15 protein-coding genes are annotated in these 16874 nt (G+C 66.3%); 8 read left to right on the top strand and 7 right to left on the bottom strand.

The features are described 5' to 3' along the window. Window positions 1–71 precede the first annotated feature (71 nt). From Q8O26_RS09785 to Q8O26_RS09775, 3 genes are read right to left on the bottom strand one after another with little or no spacing between them, the layout of a single operon-like run. Window positions 72–3305: an efflux RND transporter permease subunit gene (locus Q8O26_RS09785; RefSeq protein ID WP_305575323.1), complete on the bottom strand. Its 3234-nt coding sequence runs from the start codon at window positions 3303–3305 to the stop codon at window positions 72–74. Then, window positions 3302–4303 (bottom strand): efflux RND transporter periplasmic adaptor subunit, encoded by a 1002-nt coding sequence (locus tag Q8O26_RS09780; RefSeq protein ID WP_305575322.1) that lies wholly within the window; start codon window positions 4301–4303, stop codon window positions 3302–3304. Before Q8O26_RS09780 ends, Q8O26_RS09785 begins: the two co-directional genes overlap by 4 nt. A 10-nt stretch (window positions 4304–4313) precedes the next feature. Further along, complete coding sequence (locus tag Q8O26_RS09775; RefSeq protein WP_305575321.1) at window positions 4314–4517, bottom strand: DUF2892 domain-containing protein; 204 nt, start codon at window positions 4515–4517, stop codon at window positions 4314–4316. Window positions 4518–4856: 339 nt separating this feature from the next. Between Q8O26_RS09775 and hydA the strand changes: the two genes are divergently transcribed. From hydA to Q8O26_RS09745, 6 genes are all read left to right on the top strand, one after another. Beyond that, window positions 4857–6308, top strand: coding sequence for a dihydropyrimidinase (gene hydA, locus Q8O26_RS09770; RefSeq protein ID WP_305575320.1), 1452 nt, complete (start codon window positions 4857–4859; stop codon window positions 6306–6308). 87 nt (window positions 6309–6395) lie between these two features. Continuing rightward, on the top strand, window positions 6396–7427 hold the full coding sequence (locus tag Q8O26_RS09765; protein WP_305575319.1) for an extracellular solute-binding protein: 1032 nt from the start codon (window positions 6396–6398) through the stop codon (window positions 7425–7427). After that, window positions 7424–8554 carry an ABC transporter ATP-binding protein gene (locus Q8O26_RS09760; RefSeq protein WP_305575318.1) on the top strand — a complete coding sequence of 377 codons (1131 nt, stop codon included), beginning with the start codon at window positions 7424–7426 and terminating at the stop codon, window positions 8552–8554. The genes Q8O26_RS09765 and Q8O26_RS09760 overlap by 4 nt, the downstream gene beginning before the upstream one ends. Further along, entirely contained in the window at window positions 8551–9429 is an 879-nt protein-coding gene (locus Q8O26_RS09755) for an ABC transporter permease (protein WP_305575317.1), read from the top strand. The genes Q8O26_RS09760 and Q8O26_RS09755 overlap by 4 nt, the downstream gene beginning before the upstream one ends. A 3-nt stretch (window positions 9430–9432) precedes the next feature. Further along, complete coding sequence (locus tag Q8O26_RS09750; protein ID WP_305575316.1) at window positions 9433–10224, top strand: ABC transporter permease; 792 nt, start codon at window positions 9433–9435, stop codon at window positions 10222–10224. A 31-nt stretch (window positions 10225–10255) separates the two neighbouring features. Continuing rightward, a complete protein-coding gene (locus Q8O26_RS09745) occupies window positions 10256–11116 on the top strand; it encodes a hypothetical protein (RefSeq protein WP_305575315.1) in 861 nt (286 codons plus the stop codon). Here Q8O26_RS09745 and Q8O26_RS09740 read toward each other — a convergent pair. Genes Q8O26_RS09740 through Q8O26_RS09725 form a run of 4 tightly spaced genes read right to left on the bottom strand, consistent with a single transcriptional unit; the run spans window position 11094 to window position 14970 of the window. After that, window positions 11094–11777, bottom strand: a complete 684-nt coding sequence (locus Q8O26_RS09740; RefSeq protein WP_305575314.1) for an HAD family phosphatase — start codon at window positions 11775–11777, stop codon at window positions 11094–11096. The genes Q8O26_RS09745 and Q8O26_RS09740 overlap by 23 nt on opposite strands. Further along, window positions 11774–13273, bottom strand: a complete 1500-nt coding sequence (locus Q8O26_RS09735; protein WP_305575313.1) for an FGGY-family carbohydrate kinase — start codon at window positions 13271–13273, stop codon at window positions 11774–11776. Before Q8O26_RS09735 ends, Q8O26_RS09740 begins: the two co-directional genes overlap by 4 nt. Window positions 13274–13284: 11 nt before the next feature. Beyond that, window positions 13285–14085, bottom strand: a complete 801-nt coding sequence (locus tag Q8O26_RS09730; protein ID WP_305575312.1) for a BtpA/SgcQ family protein — start codon at window positions 14083–14085, stop codon at window positions 13285–13287. A 33-nt stretch (window positions 14086–14118) separates the two neighbouring features. Beyond that, complete coding sequence (locus Q8O26_RS09725; protein WP_305575346.1) at window positions 14119–14970, bottom strand: DeoR/GlpR family DNA-binding transcription regulator; 852 nt, start codon at window positions 14968–14970, stop codon at window positions 14119–14121. A 123-nt stretch (window positions 14971–15093) separates the two neighbouring features. Between Q8O26_RS09725 and Q8O26_RS09720 the strand changes: the two genes are divergently transcribed. Beyond that, complete coding sequence (locus Q8O26_RS09720) at window positions 15094–15882, top strand: SDR family NAD(P)-dependent oxidoreductase (RefSeq protein ID WP_305575311.1); 789 nt, start codon at window positions 15094–15096, stop codon at window positions 15880–15882. A gap of 98 nt (window positions 15883–15980) precedes the next feature. Next, on the top strand, window positions 15981–16841 hold the full coding sequence (locus tag Q8O26_RS09715; RefSeq protein ID WP_305575310.1) for an ABC transporter substrate-binding protein: 861 nt from the start codon (window positions 15981–15983) through the stop codon (window positions 16839–16841). Window positions 16842–16874: the final 33 nt, after the last annotated feature.

Below are 16874 nucleotides of genomic sequence, written 5' to 3'. Positions count from 1 at the left end.
GATGACGGCCCGCGCTCCGGATCAAACCGCGGCGCGGGCCGCTTTCGTTTTCGCCATTGAAACCAACGGTCTCAGGCCGCAGCAGTACGCTCCCCGCGCAACACCACGTAGATCGCCGGAATCACCAGCACGGTCAGCAGCGTCGAGGACGCCAGGCCGAACAGCAGCGATATCGCCAGCCCCTGGAAGATCGGATCCGTCAGGATCGTCACCGCCCCGATCATGGCGGCGAGCGCCGTCAGGAGGATCGGCTTGAAGCGGATGGCTCCGGCCTCCAGCAGGACATCCGTCAGCGGGCGCCCCGGCGCGCGGGCATGGCGGATGAAGTCGACCAGCAGAATCGAGTTGCGCACGATGATGCCGGCGAGCGCGATGAAACCGATCATCGACGTCGCCGAAAAGGGCGCGTTGAACAGCCAGTGGCCGATCAGGATGCCGATGAAGGTCAGCGGAATGGGCGTCAGGATGACCAGCGGAACCTTGAACGAACCGAACTGCATCACGACCAGGATATAGATGGCGAGCAGCGCCACGATGAAGGCCGCGCCCATGTCCCGGAATGTCACCCAGGTCACTTCCCACTCGCCGTCCCAGAGCAGCACCGGCTTCGTGGTGTCCACGGGCTGGCCGTTGAGCGCAATGACCGGCTTGGGCACCGGTCCCCAGTCCGCCGCATTGATGGCGCGCTGCACGGCGATCATCCCGTAGAGCGGCGCTTCGAAGGCCCCCGCGAGCTCAGCCGTCACCATCTCGGCGGCGCGGCCGTTGCGGCGGAAGATCGGCAGCGACGTCGTCTCGCGGGTCAGCCGCACGACGTCGCCGAGTTCGACCACGGAGCGGTCGCCGGGCAGGATATTGGCTGGCACCGGGGTCGCCAGTGCCCGCTCGTCAATGACGAGACCGCTCTTGGCGGGGGCGAGCCGGATCGGGATCGGCTGGCGCCCGCCGCCGCGGTGCGAATAGCCCACGGTCGTTCCGCCGAAGAGCATGCGGATGGTGGAGAAGACGTCGGACTGCTCGACGCGGTGGAACTCGAGCGAATCATCGGCAACCGTCAGCCGCAGCCGCTCGGCGGCAGTGCCGAAACTGTCATCGACGTCGACGATGAAGGGCACCGAGGCGAAGGCCTCGCGCACCTTGGTCGCCAACTGCCGCCGCGTATCGGCGTCGGGCCCGTAGATCTCGGCGAGCAGCGTCGCCATGACCGGCGGTCCGGGCGGCGGTTCGACCACCTTCACCGCAGTACGAGGCGGCAGGGTGAGGGCGCGCAGCGTCTCGCGCACCTGCAGCGCGATGTCGTGGCTGGCGCGCTTGCGCTTGTCCTTGGACACGAGGTTGAGTTGCAGGTCGCCCATCTGCGGCTCGTTGCGCAGGTAGGAATGGCGGACCAGCCCGTTGAAGTTGAACGGCGCCGCGGTGCCCGCATGGCTCTGGATCGAGGCGATCTCGGCGATACCGGCAAGGCGTGCCGCCATCTCTTGCAGCGTGCGGTCGGTCTCCTCCACCGACGTGCCGCGCGGCAGGTCGACGACGACGCCGAGTTCGGACTTGTTGTCGAAGGGCAGCAACTTCACCGTGACATGCTGGGTGTAGAAAAGCGCCATCGAACCGAGCGTCGCGATGCCGACGAGGATGAGGAACATCCAGGCACGCCCTTTCGAGGCGAGGATCGGTGCCGCCGCACGCCGATAGGCGCGCCCGAGGACGCCCCCGTCGTCGGCCCCGTGGCCGCCGCCCGCATGCCCGTTGGCGCCTCCGTGGGCCTTGCCGAACTTCAACATCAGCCAGGGCGTCACCATGACCGCGACGAAGAAGGAGAAGATCATCGCCGCCGAGGCATTGGCGGGGATCGGGCTCATATAGGGCCCCATCATGCCCGAGACGAAGAGCATCGGCAGCAGGGCCGCGACGACGGTGAGCGTCGCGACGATGGTTGGATTGCCGACCTCGCCGACCGCGTCGATCGCCGCCTGAACGCGCGAGCGCCCGTCCTTCATCGCCCAGTGGCGGGCGATGTTCTCGATGACGACGATGGCATCGTCGACGAGGATGCCGATGGAGAAGATCAGCGCGAAGAGACTGACGCGGTTGAGCGTGTAGCCCATGATCCAGGCGGCGAAGAGCGTCAGCAGGATCGTGACTGGAATAACGATGGCGACGACGAGGGCCTCGCGCCAGCCGATCGCCACCCAGACCAGCAGGACGATGGAAATCGTCGCCAGGGCGAGGTGGAAAAGCAGCTCGTTGGCCTTCTCGTTGGCGGTCTCGCCATAGTCGCGCGTTACGTGGACGGCGATATCGCCGGGCACGACGTTGCCCTCCAGCCGCTTCACCGCGGCGAGGATGTCGTGGGCGACGGTCACCGCGTTGGCCCCTGCCCGCTTGGCGATGGCGAGGGAGACGGCCGGCGCGCGGTCGAATCTGCCCTCACCATTGCGCGCCAGATGCGAGACGCGGGTCTCGGCGGTCTCCGTGGCGAGCAGGACGCGCGCGACGTCGCGCACATAGACCGGGCGGCCGTCGCGCGTCGTGACGAGGAGATTGCCGATCTCCGACAGGCCACTGAGCGTCTGTCCCGCGACAAGACCGATCTGGCGGTTCCCGTCGCGGATCGTCGCGGCGGAAAAGGCCCGGTTCGCGCCTTCCACCTTGGCGGCGAGCGCCTGAAGCGTCAGGCCGGCACGGGCGAGACGCTCCGGATCGGGCTCGACACGGATCTCCTCGGGCTGCTGGCCCACCAGGTAGGTCAGGCCGATATTGTCGAGTTGGGAGACGGCCACCTGCAACTCCCGGGCGACACGCGTCAGGTCGTTGGCACTCCAGCGGTCGACGGCGCCGGGCCGGGCGGCGAGTGTCAGGACCATGATGGCCACGTCGTCGATACCGCGGCCGACGATCAGCGGCTCGGGAATGCCGGTCGGCAGACGGTCGAGATTGGCGCGCAGCTTTTCGTGGACACGCAGGATCGCGGCATCAGCCGAGGTGCCGACGAGGAACCGCGCCGTCACCAGCATGCCGTCGTCTCGGGTGGTCGAATAGACGTGCTCGACGCCGTTGATCGACTTCACGAGCGTCTCCAGCGGCTCGGTCACCAGCTTGACAGCATCCTCGGCCTTCAGGCCGTCGGCGCGCACGTGAATGTCGACCATCGGCACGGAGATCTGCGGCTCTTCCTCGCGCGGCAGCGTGACCAGCGCCACCATTCCCAGCACCAGAGAGGCCAGGAGGAAGAGCGGCGTCAGCGGCGAGGTGATGAAGGCGCGGGTCAACGCGCCGGCAATGCCGAGTTTCGGTGTCTCGGTCACGGCACAATCACCCGGTCGCCGGGCCTGAGCCCGGTGAGAATCTCGCGGCGGGGACCGGCCGGCGTTTCCACAACCGCGCCGATGATGACGGCGACGTCGCGTTCAACCCCGCCCGATGCGACGCGGATGAAGTCGATTCCCGCCCGCAGCATCACCGCGGCCTCGGGCACCGCCAGAACCTGGCGGGTCGCGACGGGCACCCGCACAAGCACGCGTTCGCCGACGAAAGTATCCGACAACCCCTCCACGGCCACGTCGGCGATGACGCGTCCGGCCTCGATCTGGGGATAGACCTTCTCGATGGTCCCGCGTGTGGCCCCGCCCAACTCGGCAGCGCCGCGTTCACCGACCTCCACCATCGCCCCGACCTTCAACAGGGGGGCGTGGCGCTCAGGAATGGCGAGCCGCAGGAACAGGCCGCCGGCCGCGATCGTTGCGACCTGCTCGCCCGGCAGCACCACCGATCCACGGCGGATCGGCACCGTCAGCACACGCCCGGCAGCCGGTGCGACGACGGAGCCTTCCGTCGCTTGCTGGAGGATGACGGCCCGCTCGGCCTCCGCCTGATTCATCTGGTTGGTGAGGACTTCGGCCTGCGTGCGCAACTGGTCGACGCGCTGCTGGGTCGCCGCACCACGGGCCAGAAGTGCGGTCGTCCGCTCGAACTCGACCCGCGCGTTATCGAGCTGCGAGGAGACGGCGCGGATGCGCGCATCGGCGGCGTTCAGTTGCAGCGCGAGCTTCTCGTCGACGACACGGGCGATCGGCCGGCCCGCTTCCACCACCGATCCCTCGGTCACATCGAGATCGACGAGCGTCCCGCCGATGCGCGAGCGGGCCGGCACGACGAACCGGCTTTCGATACGGCCATAGACAGCCTTGCTGTCCACCACGGCGACAGGGCTGACAACCTCCTCGGCCGCAAGGACATCCGTGGCGGGCAAGGCCGCAACGGCGAGGCCGAGGACGCCGGAGATCAGGAAATGGTGCGAGCGCATCGTCCCATCCTTACTTGAACGCGCAACCCGTCTTCAGGCCCATGGCCTTGAAGATCATGGCGGCGGGGCAGAATCCGGTGAACCCGGCCTGCAGCATGTTGACGCCGACGAAGGCATTGAACGCAAGGAACCACGGCGACACGAGATAGGCGAGCGCCAGCGAGGCGAGGATCATCAGGCCCGCAAAGCTGAGAACGGCGTTGTCGATGTTCATGGGAATCTCCCTCTCCTGTTCACGATGGAGCATGGTGTGGGCATGGCGTCGTTGCGATGGCCGCTTGACGCCCCCCGGGCGCTCCGGTATGTGCGCCCTTGTAATATATTCAATTATTCGAATATCAAGAGGGCGCGAGGATATTGCTCGTCTCGCGTGTCCGTAGGAACCGACAGGGACTGCTCGCCGGATCCCGACGGGCAGGCCCCATCCGCCGACCGCCGTCGCCGAGGCGGTGACGGCCTGCCATACCTGTTCTATCCATATTACCGCTTGCGGTGTGTAGATCGCTGACGCAGTCTAAGCCCCGATCTTTGGACGGGCTTCGAGGCAGCGCCTATGACCACGTTGGACACCATCGTCCGGGGCGGGAAAATCGTGTCCGCCACGGAAGTCTATGAGGCCGACATCGGCATCAAGGACGGTGTGGTGGCCGCCATTGGCAGAGATCTCGGACCCTGCGAGAAGATCGTCGATGCCACGGGACTGCTTGTTCTGCCTGGCGGCGTCGATACCCATGTTCATCTCGAACAGACCGGCCTCGGACCGGAAATGTGCGACACTTGGGAGAGCGGCACCGCATCTGCAGCCGCCGGCGGCACGACGACAGTCGTCTGCTTCGCCTGGCAGTCGAAGGGCGGTTCTCTCGCCGCCATCACCGCCGACTACCACATCAAGGCTCGCCAGGCGCGCGTCGACTATTCCTTCCACCTGACAGTGACGGACCCGACATCCGAGGTTCTCGATGTCGAGTTGCCGCGGCTGATCGCCGAGGGGTGCCGTTCGGTAAAGGTCTTCATGACCTATGACGGTGTCAGGCTCGACGACCGGCAGGCGCTGCGTGTGCTGGCGGCTGCCCGCCGCAACGAGGCCCTCGTCTGCGTCCACGCCGAGAACCACGACCTCATCGCCTGGCTCACTGAACAACTCGTCTCTGCTGATTTAACAACGCCTAAATTTCATGCATATGCCAAACCGATGATCGCTGAGCGGGAGGCTGTATACAGGATCATCAGCCTGGCCGAGGCACTCGACGTCCCCATCCAGATTTTTCACGTCTCCGGGGCCCAGTCGGCCGAGGAGATCGCCAGGGCCCAGGCCCGCGGCCTCAAGGTCTGGGGCGAGACCTGCGTTCATTATCTCACCCTGACCGCAGATGATCTCGACCGTCCAGGTTTCGAGGGTGCCAAGTTCATTTTCGGCCCCCCTGCCCGGACAAAAGCCGATCAGGAAGCGCTCTGGGGCTATCTCAAGCGCGGCGTTATCGAAGTGGTCTCGTCGGACCACTCACCGACGCGCTTCGACGACCCCAAGGGCAAGAAGTTCGCAGGCGACCCCGCCCCCTTCAACAAGGTGCCCAACGGGATTCCTGGCCTCGCGGCGCGGTTGCCTGTCCTGTTCACCGAGGGCGTCTCGAAGGGCCGCATCGACCTGCCGACCTTCGTGCGGCTCACCAGCACCAATCCCGCCAAACTTTTCGGGCTATTTCCCCAGAAGGGAAGCCTGGCGGTCGGCAGCGATGCCGATTTCATCCTCTGGGATGCAGAAAAATCGGTCATCCTGACCAATGAGCTGATGCATCACGGCGGCGACTACACGCCCTATGAAGGCTATCGGACCCGGGGTTATCCGGTGGCGACCTATTTGCGCGGCAAGGCGATCTTCGACGGCCGGACCGTGACCGGACCCGCCGGCGGTGGCCGGTTCATCGCCCGTCCACCCTATCCCATGAGCGCGCCGCTCGAACGGTTCCCGACGCCGTTCAACGCGGTCGACGGTCACCTCGTCTGAACCGCAGATCGGCGCGGGGAGATGGCACGTCCCTTGCGAAACCCGCGTCACACAAGACCAACGCCCCCAACCCGAGGATGATGCAGCATGGCCTACAAGACCCGCCTTTCGCGCCGCACCTTTGCTGCCGGTTCCCTTTTCGCCGTCACCGGCTTCCCCAACATTGTCCGTGGCCAGACGCGTGAGATCTTCGTCGGCGGTCCGGCCTCGCCGGGCCTGACGGACATCCTGTTTCCGGTGATCGAGCGCAAGCACAACATGAAGATCCTCTTCGAGGGGACCAACTCACTGATCAACCTCGAGAAGATCAGGGCGAACAAGGCTCGGCCGACAATGACCGTGACGATGATGGATGATCCGGTGCTGGTGCTGGCCGAGCGCGAGAAGGTCATCCGGAAGCTGCCGGCTGACATCACCAATCTCGGCGACATCCCGGCTGCTGCCAAGCCGCGCGACGCTATGTGGGTCAACTGGTGCCAGCCGATGTGCTCGTTCTCCTACAACACCCGGGCGCTGCCTCAGGGCCTCGCCTCCTACAACGACGCCTGGGACCGCAAATTCCGCGAGCGCATCATCATGATCTCGATGCGCATCACCCAGGCCGTCGCGCCGCTGGTCGCGGCCGCCTCCTACGCCACCAAGAAGCCCCTCGACCAGGCTTTGAAGGAGTGGGGCGCCGGCATCGAGCGTCTGAAGGAACTGCGCCCCAACGTGATCCAGGTCTCGTCGAACGCGCCGCAGGCCCAGCAGTTGCTGGAGACCGGTGAATGCGACCTCTACATGGCGCCGGATTCCCGCACGACGCTGTTCCGCAAGGCCCAGGGCGCGCCGGTCGACCAGGGGATGCCCAAGGAGGGCGTGCTCGCCATGCCCGCCGGCGTCGCGCTGGTCGAGGGCGGCCCCAACCAGGATCTTGGCATCGCCTTCATCAACGAAATGCTGAACCCGGAGACGCAGGCCCTCATCGCCCGCACCTTCTGGTCGAAGCCCACCAATGCCAAGACCGTGCTGCCGCAGGGTGTCAGCTTCCCCGAGCTCGTCGCCCTCGACTGGGAATACTTCGCCGACAATCGCAATGCGATGATCGAGCGGTTCGAGCGGGAAGTCTCCTCGCGATGAGCCAGCATGCGACGGCGACACCGCCGGCGACCGAGACGCATCAGGAGCCGAGCTATCTGGCGGTATCCAACGTCACCAAGCGTTTCGGTGCCGCCACCGTTCTCGATACGTTGAGTCTCTCGGTCGGCCGGGCGGAGTTCGTCTCTCTGCTCGGTCCGTCGGGCTGCGGCAAGACTACGCTGCTGCGGTTGATCGCAGGCCTCCTCGCGCCCGATCAGGGCGCGATCGAGGTCGGCGGTCGCGATCTCACGCGCGTCGCAGCCCACAAGCGCAACATCGGCGTGGTGTTCCAGAACTACGCCCTGTTTCCGCACCTCACGGTTGCGGAGAACATCGCCTATGGCCTCCGGGCCAAGGGCGTGCCGAAGGCCGAGCAGGCCCGAAAGGTCGAGAACGCTCTTGGACTCGTGCGGATGGAGGCCTTCGCCGACCGTGCCGTCACAGCCTTGTCGGGCGGTCAGCAGCAGCGGATCGCCGTCGCCCGCGCGGTGGTCGTCGAGCCGAGCCTTCTCCTCCTCGACGAGCCCTTCTCGGCACTCGACAGGAAGCTGCGCGAGACGATGCAGATCGAGCTGCGGCACATTCTCCGCAATCTCGGGATCACGTCGATCTTCGTCACCCACGATCAGGATGAAGCGCTCGTCATGAGCGACCGCATCGCCGTGATGAACGAGGGACGGATCGAGCATCTGGGCACGCCTTCGGAGGTCTATGCCCGGCCGAAATCGCTCTACACGATGGAGTTCGTCGGCCAGTCGAGCCGCATCACCGGCGTGGTCAAAGGCAGCAGCGAGAGCCTGGTCGAAATCGATACGCCCTTCGGTATGATCCGTGCCCCCGGCCATTTCCTCACCGGCAGCAAGGTCGTCGTCGGCGTGCGGCCCGAGGCGATCGCCGCCGGCGAAGGGCCGGCAGGCGAGTACAACACCGTGCGCGGCACCGTCGCCGAAGTCATCTATTTCGGTTCGCGCACACTGCTCCACTTCCAGACGGCGCAGGAGGGGGACCGTCTGCATGTCGAACTGAACCGCCTGCCCGACACTGTCGAGCCCGGCTCGGCCATGACGCTGCGCTGGCGCGTCGACGACAGCCGCGTCTTCCCGGCACCGACCGAGGCGGCCCGATGACGCTCGCCCGAGACGACCTGGCAGTGCCGCCCACCCCGGTTTCGCGCTGGCAATTCGATGCGAAGGCGCTGATCGCCGCGCCCGGCCTGGTATTCATGGCGCTGGCCTTCGCCGTCCCGGTGCTCATGCTGGTCGGCGACAGTTTCGTCGACAGCCAGGGCCTGAGCCTCGCCGGCTACCGCAAGGTGCTCGGCGACCCCTATTACATCGGGATCATCGGCAATTCGTTGCAGCTGGCCTGCATCACCACCGCCGTCTGCCTCGCCGTCGGCTACCCCGCCGCCTGGGCTCTCGCCAGGATCAAGGGCGTATGGCAGGTGGTCCTCTTCGCCCTGATCTTCCTGCCGCTCACCGTATCCGTCGTCGTCAAAACCTTCGGCCTGACGATCATGATGCGTCGCGACGGCATCATCAATTTCCTGCTGGTGAACCTCGGCTTCATCGAGCGTCCCATGCGCCTCGTTTTCACCGAGTTCAGCCTCTATTTCGGCATGGTCAACGTCTTCCTGCCCTTCATGATCCTGCCGCTCTATTCTGTGATGCGGATGCTGGACCCGCGGCTCATGGACGCCTCCGCCTCGCTCGGCGCCGGCCCGCTCCACACCTTCCTGCGCGTGACCTTGCCGCTCACGATGCCCGGTGTCATCGCCGGAGGGACCCTGGTCTTCTCGATTTCGGTGGCTGCCTATGTGACGCCCGGCCTGCTCGTCGGCGACCGCTTCATGACCATGTCGCAGGTCATGGCAAAGGCCTACCTCAACATCCGCGACTTCCAGCTCGGAGCGAGCATGGCGGTCATCATGCTGGTCATATCGGCCGCGCTGATCCTTGCCTCCTCTTATCTCGTCCGCTCGCCGGGCGGGGAGAAGCACTGAGCCATGGCCCTCTTCGGTTCCCTCTTCTGTCGCCTCATCCTCGGCCTCGTCATCGCCTTCCTCTTCATGCCGATCCTCATCGTCCTGACGGTGTCGTTTTCCTCCTCGGCCGTCTTCGCCTTTCCGCCGCCCGGCTTCTCGCTGCGCTGGTATGCGTCCCTCGGCAATGCCGACTCGATGCTGCAGGCGGTCTGGCTCTCGACGCAGATCGCCGCCCTCTCCACTGCCATCTCGCTGGTGTTGGGCACACTCTGCGCCATTGCCATCACAAGGGGCATGATTCCCGGCGCCAAGGCGGTGGCGACCTTCATGGCCTCGCCGCTGATGCTGCCCGGCCTCGTCCTCGGCATCGCCTTCCTGCAGGCAGCGCGCGATTTCGGTCTGCGCGACACCTATACGACCCTGCTGATCGCCCATGTCGTCATCACCATGCCCTTCATCATGCGCACGGTACTGGCGAGCCTGTCGTTGTTCGACTTCGCGATGGTCGATGCCGCCCGCATGCTCGGACGCTCCTACCCTGCGGCTCTCTGGACCGTGCTGGTGCCGAACATCCTTCCGGGCTTCGTCAGCGGCGGGCTTTTCGCCTTCATCGCGTCCTTCGACAATTATCCCGTCTCGATCTTCCTGGTGGACGTGCGCACCAAGACGCTGCCGATCCAGCTTCTCAACCAGGTTGAAATGTCACCGGACCCGACGGTCGCCGCCATCTCCGCGCTCCTCATCCTCGGGACCATCGTCGCACTCATCGTCTGCGACCGGCTGGTTGGCCTGAAGCGAATGGCCTCGATCTAGTGTTTCGTCACAACCCACAGGGGTGACCGCCATGTCCGCCGAAACCGCCTCCAGGGCTCTCTTCGTGTCGCTGGGACCGCAGCGCTACCGTGTCGAAAGGCCGTTCGGCGCCTTCGAACGCGGGAGCGCCCTGGTCAGCGATGTCGCCTGCGACAGCCGCGGTCACGTCTTCGTTCTGCTGCGGCTCGATCCGCTGGTCGATGAACCGCGCGACCCCGTCGTCGAACTCGACCCGCTCGGACGGGTTGTCAGGTCTTTCGGCGCCGATGACGTTCTGGACGCCCATATGCTGGCAGTCGATCCGCAGGACCGCGTCGTCGTCGTCGACCGCGACGCCCATCGCCTCGTCTTCTTCGGACCCAACGGAGCGGTGACGAGGACGATCGGTTCACCCGAGCGACCGGGCGAGCCCTTCTCGCACCCCTCCTCGGTCGCCTTCGCGGCGGATGGCAGCTTCTATGTCGCCGACGGCTATGGCGCCTCCAGGGTGCAGCGCTTTTCGGCGGCGGGAGATCGTCTGGGGAGCTTCGGCCGGCGTGGCAAGTCCCCGGGCGAATTCAGCACGCCGCACGGCGTCTGGGTCGCCGGCGACGGCAGGGTCCTCGTCACCGATCGCGAGAACGACCGGCTCCAGGTCTTTTCACCCGAAGGCGAGGCGCTGGCCCAGTGGCCCGACCTGCCGCGTGCCATGGACGTCTGGAGCGCGGCCGACGGCTCGATCTTCGTGACGGACCAGGTGCCACGGCTGACGCGCTACGACCGCGACGGCAACCTGGTCGGATCCTGCCGACCGGTCCTGAACGGCGCCCACGGCATCTGGGGCACCGGCGATGGGACGCTCTATCTGGCCGAGGTCAATCCAAGCCGCATTACCCGCCTGACCCCGGCCTGACGGCCCTCTGCGGCCCTGCCGGCCGGTCAGCCACCGCCTCTTGGAGCAGGCGAGGAATCTCCAGAAGACTCCCGCAAATGAGATCGGCCTCGCCGTGCCCGAGGGCCGGGCCGAAACCGATGACCAACAGCCCCGCCGCGCGCGCCGACACCGCGCCTGTGGCGCTATCCTCTACGGCCGCTACCTCATGCGGGGGCAGCCCGAGCATCGCGCAGGCGATCCGGTAGGGCTCGGGATCCGGCTTGCCGCAGGCCACATCATCGAGACTGATCGACCCCACGAGGTAGGGTGCGAGCCCGAGGGCGACGATATTGGCATCGACCACGACCCGGTTGGAGTTCGACACGCAGACCTGGGTCAATCCGGCCCCGTGCAGGGACCGGATGACGTCGACCCCGCCGGCGATGGGCGTCAGCGGCTCGGCATCGGCGACATAGGCGCGGTTGATCGCATCAAGCCAGGGATCCCTTCCCACATCGCTCGGGTAGCGCGATCGCAAGACCTCCCACACGTCCAGCATGTGAACACCGCGGAAGGCCTGATCGGGCAGGTCGTCGAGAGCGACGCCGAGAGCCCGGGATGCCACCAGAAGGGCGCGGTGGTGCCGCGGCTCGCTGTCGACAAGCGTCCCGTCGATATCCCAGGCGATGGCGCGGATCACGCGGGCCGCTCCGCCAGCCGGCGGTAGAGTTCACGGTAGCGACGGTAGCCCCGCTGGTAGACCTCCGCCTTCGTACCGTCCGGATCGAAGCCGCGGCCGGGCGACACGAAGGCCTGGAGCCCGTTCCAGTCGGTGGTCAAGCCCGCGCCGATGGCCGCGGTCCAGGCAGCGCCGAGGCAGGACCCCGGATGCCCGGCGAGGGTCTCCACCCTTTCGCCGATGACGTCCGCAACGATCTGCATCCAGAGCCCGCTCTGCGAGCCGCCGTCGGAAGCGAGAAACCGCCTCGGCTCGTGGTCCATGTCCCGCAGCACCTCCAGATGGTGCAGAAGCGCGAAGGCATAGGATTCAAGCAGGGCGCGCCAAAGGTGGCCGAGATCATGGCTCAGCGTCAGGCCGTCGACGATCCCGCGCGCATCGGCGTCGTGGACGGGCGTCTTCTCGCCGAGGAAATAGGGCACGATCGTCAGCCCTTCGGCTCCTGCCGGCCGGGCGGCCGCGAGACGGTCGAGATGCTGGTGGATCGTCAGGCCGGCACTGGCCGCGGCCGCCATTTCACCACCGGCAAAGGTCCGCGCGAACCAGTTGAGCGCCGAACCGCCGGTGGACATACAGCCGTTCGGCATGAAGAGGCCGGGCACGAGATGGTAGTCGAGATAGAGCCTGGGATCTGGCTGGACCTTGTCGGTGGCGACGAGGATGTCGACCGAGCCGCCGAATTTCAGCAGGACATCGCCGGGGGCGGTCACACCGGCGGCGAGCGCCGAGGCAATCATGTCGGCGGCGCCGCCGACCACCGGTGTTCCCGCTGCAAGCCCGGTCTCGGCCGCTGCTGCTGGCGAGATCGTGCCGATGATCTCCTGCGACAGCGCCTTCTGAGGCACCGCAGCGCGCGGCACATGCGCATAGGCCACGAGGTCGTCAGCAACAGCATGCGTTCCCAGGTCGACGAACCCGGCCTCCAGCGCCCAGTTCTGCTCGATCCGCCGCTCCCCGGTCAGCCGGAGATTGATATAGTCATACGAGCCGAAAACGGTGGCGATGCGTCCGAACACGTCGGGCTCGTGCCGCTCAATCCAGCGCAGCTTTGCGGCGACCAGCTGGTGATTGACGCCGTTGCCCGCACGGCGGATGAAGGCGGCCTCGTCGATCTCGCGGCGCAATTCCTCCACCTCGGCCCCGCAGCGCCCGTCGCTCTGCTGGATGCTCGGGCGCAGGACCTCCCCGGCCGCGCCGAGAAGCACGACCGCTGGCAGCATGCCGGTCGTCCCGACCGCCGCGACCTCCGCAGGATCGATCCCGGTGGTCGCGATCAGCTCGTGCGTCAACGCGCAGACATTGCGCCACCACTCGGCCGGGTCTTCCTCGCTCCAGCCGGGATGGAGCGAGTTCAACGTCACCGGCCGCGAGGCGAGGCCGAGAACCTCGCCGGGCATACGCACCAGGATCGCGATCGTCGAGGTGGTGCCGATGTCGATGCCGAGGATGCAGGCCATGGCCGTCTCCGTCAGCGCAGGCTCGCGACGCGGTCCATGAAGCGCTTCACCCGCGCCCCTTCGACCGGGTTCCAGGTGTTGCCGCCGACCTTGAAATGGGTGCCGATGACCACACCGCTGGCCAGCGCCAGGATGTCCCCGACATTGTCGATATTGACGCCGGTATTGGCGAAGACCGGAACGTCCTTGACGGTCTCGCAGACGGAGCGGAGCTGCGAGGCCTCGGCCGGCTGACCGGTGAGCGGGCCCGATACAAGGATCGCATCGGCCATCGACGAGAACACGGCGCTTCGCGCGCGCAGCTCGATCGGCCGCTGGTCGAGCGAATGGGCGAATTCGGCGTTGATGTTGAAGAGCATCTTCATGTCCTGCCGGCCGAGATTGCGGCGCAGCCTTGAGGCGGCGGCGCAGTCGGGCTGCCACAGCCCCATGTCCGAGGCAAAGAGTCCGGTGAATATCTCACGCACGAAGCTTGCGCCCGTCACGGCGCCGATCGAGACACTGGCCGTCGGGTCCCACAGATAATTGACACCGAAAGGCACGGTGAGGCTCGGCTTGACCGCCTCGACCACCGCGGTCATGGCGGCGATGCCCTCCGGCGGCGCCTTGAAGACATAGGGCCGGTCGTTCTCGTTGCCGAACATGATGGCATCGACACCGCCTGCCTGCAGCTTCTCGACGTCGGCGAGGACGCCGTCCACCAGCTTGGTCATGCCACCGTCGGCGTCGTAGTTCGGCGTCCCCGGCAGGGCGCCGATATGGGCCATGGCGATGACCACCTTCTTCTTGTCGCCGAAGCACGAGAAGACCATTCGTTCACTCCCGAGAAAATGAAGCGCCGCGACTCACGCCCGCGCATCCGATGAGCCGGCGATGCGGACATCGATGCCACTTGCTGCCAGCACGGCAGCAAGGGCCGGCGGCGGAGGCGCGTCCGTGACGAGAATGTTGACCTGGGCGAGCGCCCCGATATTGACCAGCGACATCCGCTGGAACTTGGACGCGTCGCACAGCACGATCCTGACGCCCGACCGCCGCAGGTAGACGCGCTTCAGTTCGGCATCCTCGACCGAATAGTCGAAAAGGCCTTCCGGCGTCACCCCGGAAACGCCGATGACGGCGACGTCGAACCACAGTGGCTCGAACTGCGCGACCGCAGCGGGCCCGTAGGTCGACATCTCGTCGGCGCGCACGAGACCGCCGGCCACGTAGATGTCGGGCGCGGCACCGTCGAGGGCGGCGGCGATCCGCAGGCTGTTGGTGAAGATCTTGGCATGAGCCAGCGACCGCAGGTGCGGCGTCATCAGGAAGGTCGTGGTGCCGACATCGAGAGCGATGGTCCGGTAGCGGGCGACGAGCTCGGCGGCCTTGGCGGCGATGGCTTCCTTGCCCTCCTGCTGCCGCCTCAGGCGCGAGGCGAAGCTCGGCTCCTCGCTGTCCATGGCGGCCGGCGGCAGATAGGCCACCGGCAGCGCGCCACCGTGAATGCGTCGCAGCCGCCCCTCGGCCTCGAGCTCGATCAGGTCACGGCGGATGGTCATTTCGGAGACCTCAAGCCGGACGGACAATGCCCGCACGACCACCGTGCCCGCAGCGGCGAGCTCGTCGAGGATCGCAGCCTTCCGCGACGGCGCGAGAAGGCCTGCTACGCCCCTGCCCTCGCCGCCCGCCGTATCCAGACCATGCTGAGCCGACATCATCCCAAGCTCCGCTTCTCACCTTGTCATAGCCCGACGTCGCACATTATCAAACATTATTTTCCGCCTTGATGGACGTTATTGTTTGGTATCTAGTGAGCCGCCGAGGAGCTTTGAGGACCCATGGCCGCAGTCCCCTCCTATCCCGAACTGGCTGGCAGGAAGGCGCTCGTCACCGGCGCCGCGGCCGGTATCGGACGCGCCATCGCCACGGCCCTGGCAGCCCAGGACATGATCGTCGGCGTCGCCGATATCGATCTCGACGCCGCCAGTGCGACGGCGGCGGCGATCGGCGGCACCGCCATCGCCCTGTCGATCGATGTGACGCGACGCGGGCGGGTCGAGGAGGCCTTTCAGAGCTTCGTCACGACGGTCGGCGGCTGCGACCTACTCGTCGGCAATGCCGGCGTCTCGACCATGCGGCGGGCCGTCGACCTCACGGACGAGGACTGGGATTTCAACTTCGCGGTCAACACAAAGGGCATTTTCCTGACCAACCAAATCGCCGCGCGCCATTTTCTGGCGCAGGGGTCTGGCTGCATCGTCAATACCGCTTCCCTCGCCGCCAAGGTCGGCGCCCCTTTGCTCGCCCACTACTCCGCCTCCAAATTCGCAGTCCTCGGCTGGACGCAGGCACTCGCGCGCGAGCTCGCGCCCAAGGGCATCCGCGTCAACGCCGTCTGCCCCGGCTTCGTGAAGACGGGCATGCAGTCGCGCGAGGTCCTCTGGGAGGCCGAGTTGCGGGGCATGACCCCGCAGGCCGTGCTCGACGAATATGTCGGCCTCACGCCCCTCGGACGGCTGGAGGAGCCTGAGGACGTCGCTGGTGTCGTCGTCTTCCTCGCCTCCGACCAGGCTCGCTTCATGACCGGCCAGGGCGTCAACGTGACGGGCGGCGTCTATATGACATGAACCCGCCAAAACGAACATTATAACGCATCAAACATCATCATCCTGATCGTTCCTGCGTCACGACCAACAACTCCAAACGAAGCCAGAGGGATAGCGTCATGTCGGATTCCAACTCCACGCCGGCGAAGCCGGGCATTCCCGTTCTCGACCGCCGGGTCGTTCTCGGCGGCATCGCCGGTGCCGTGGCGACGCCGCTCATCGCCGGCCGGGCCGTGGCGCAAGCGCGCTTCCAGCCGCCGGCGGCACTCGCCGCCAAGGGCGTCATCACCTATTGCGCGACCATCGATAACCCGCCGCGCGCCTTCTATGACAATCAGCAGCGGCCAACCGGCTTCGAGATCGAACTCGGCACCGAGATCGCCACGCGCATGGGCCTGCGGGTCAACTGGGTGCAGCTCCGTTTCGTCGGCCTCATTCCGGCGCTGCAGGCGCAGCAGTGCGACGCCCTGATGCAGGAACTCTTCATCCGCCCCGAACGCCTCGAGATCATCGACATGATCCCCTTCTCGCGCACCGGCCAGCGGCTCGTCACGACCAAGGCCTCAACGCTGCAGGCGACCTCGCTGGAAGGCCTGTCGGGCCGGAAGATGGCCGTGCCGAACGGCACCACGATCCACAATCTGGTGAATGAGGCGAACGTCAAACTGAAGGCCGAGGGCAAGCCGGAGATCAATCTCGTCGTCCTGCCGACGACGACCGAGACCTTCCAGCAGCTGGCCACCGGCCAGATCGAGGCCCTCGGCACCACGACGACGGCGGCCTCCTACTATGTCGGCCTGCGTCCGAACGACTTCAAGCCGCTGGGCGAGCCCTTCGGTCTCATCGGCACCGGCATCGGCCTGCGCAAGGGAAACACGGAACTCCTCAACCCGATGAAGCAGAGTTTCGATTCGATCGTCGCCGACGGCACCTACAAGCGCCTCATCGACAAGTGGGCGATGCAGGGCTCCGAACTCTGATGGGTTTCGACTGGCCTTTCTTCTGGAGCCGGC

The organism is Phreatobacter sp. (assembly GCF_030691135.1).
Classification (GTDB): domain Bacteria; phylum Pseudomonadota; class Alphaproteobacteria; order Rhizobiales; family Phreatobacteraceae; genus Phreatobacter.
Note: the sequence above shows the minus strand (reverse complement) of the source record. Positions and strands in the feature narration are given on the sequence as shown.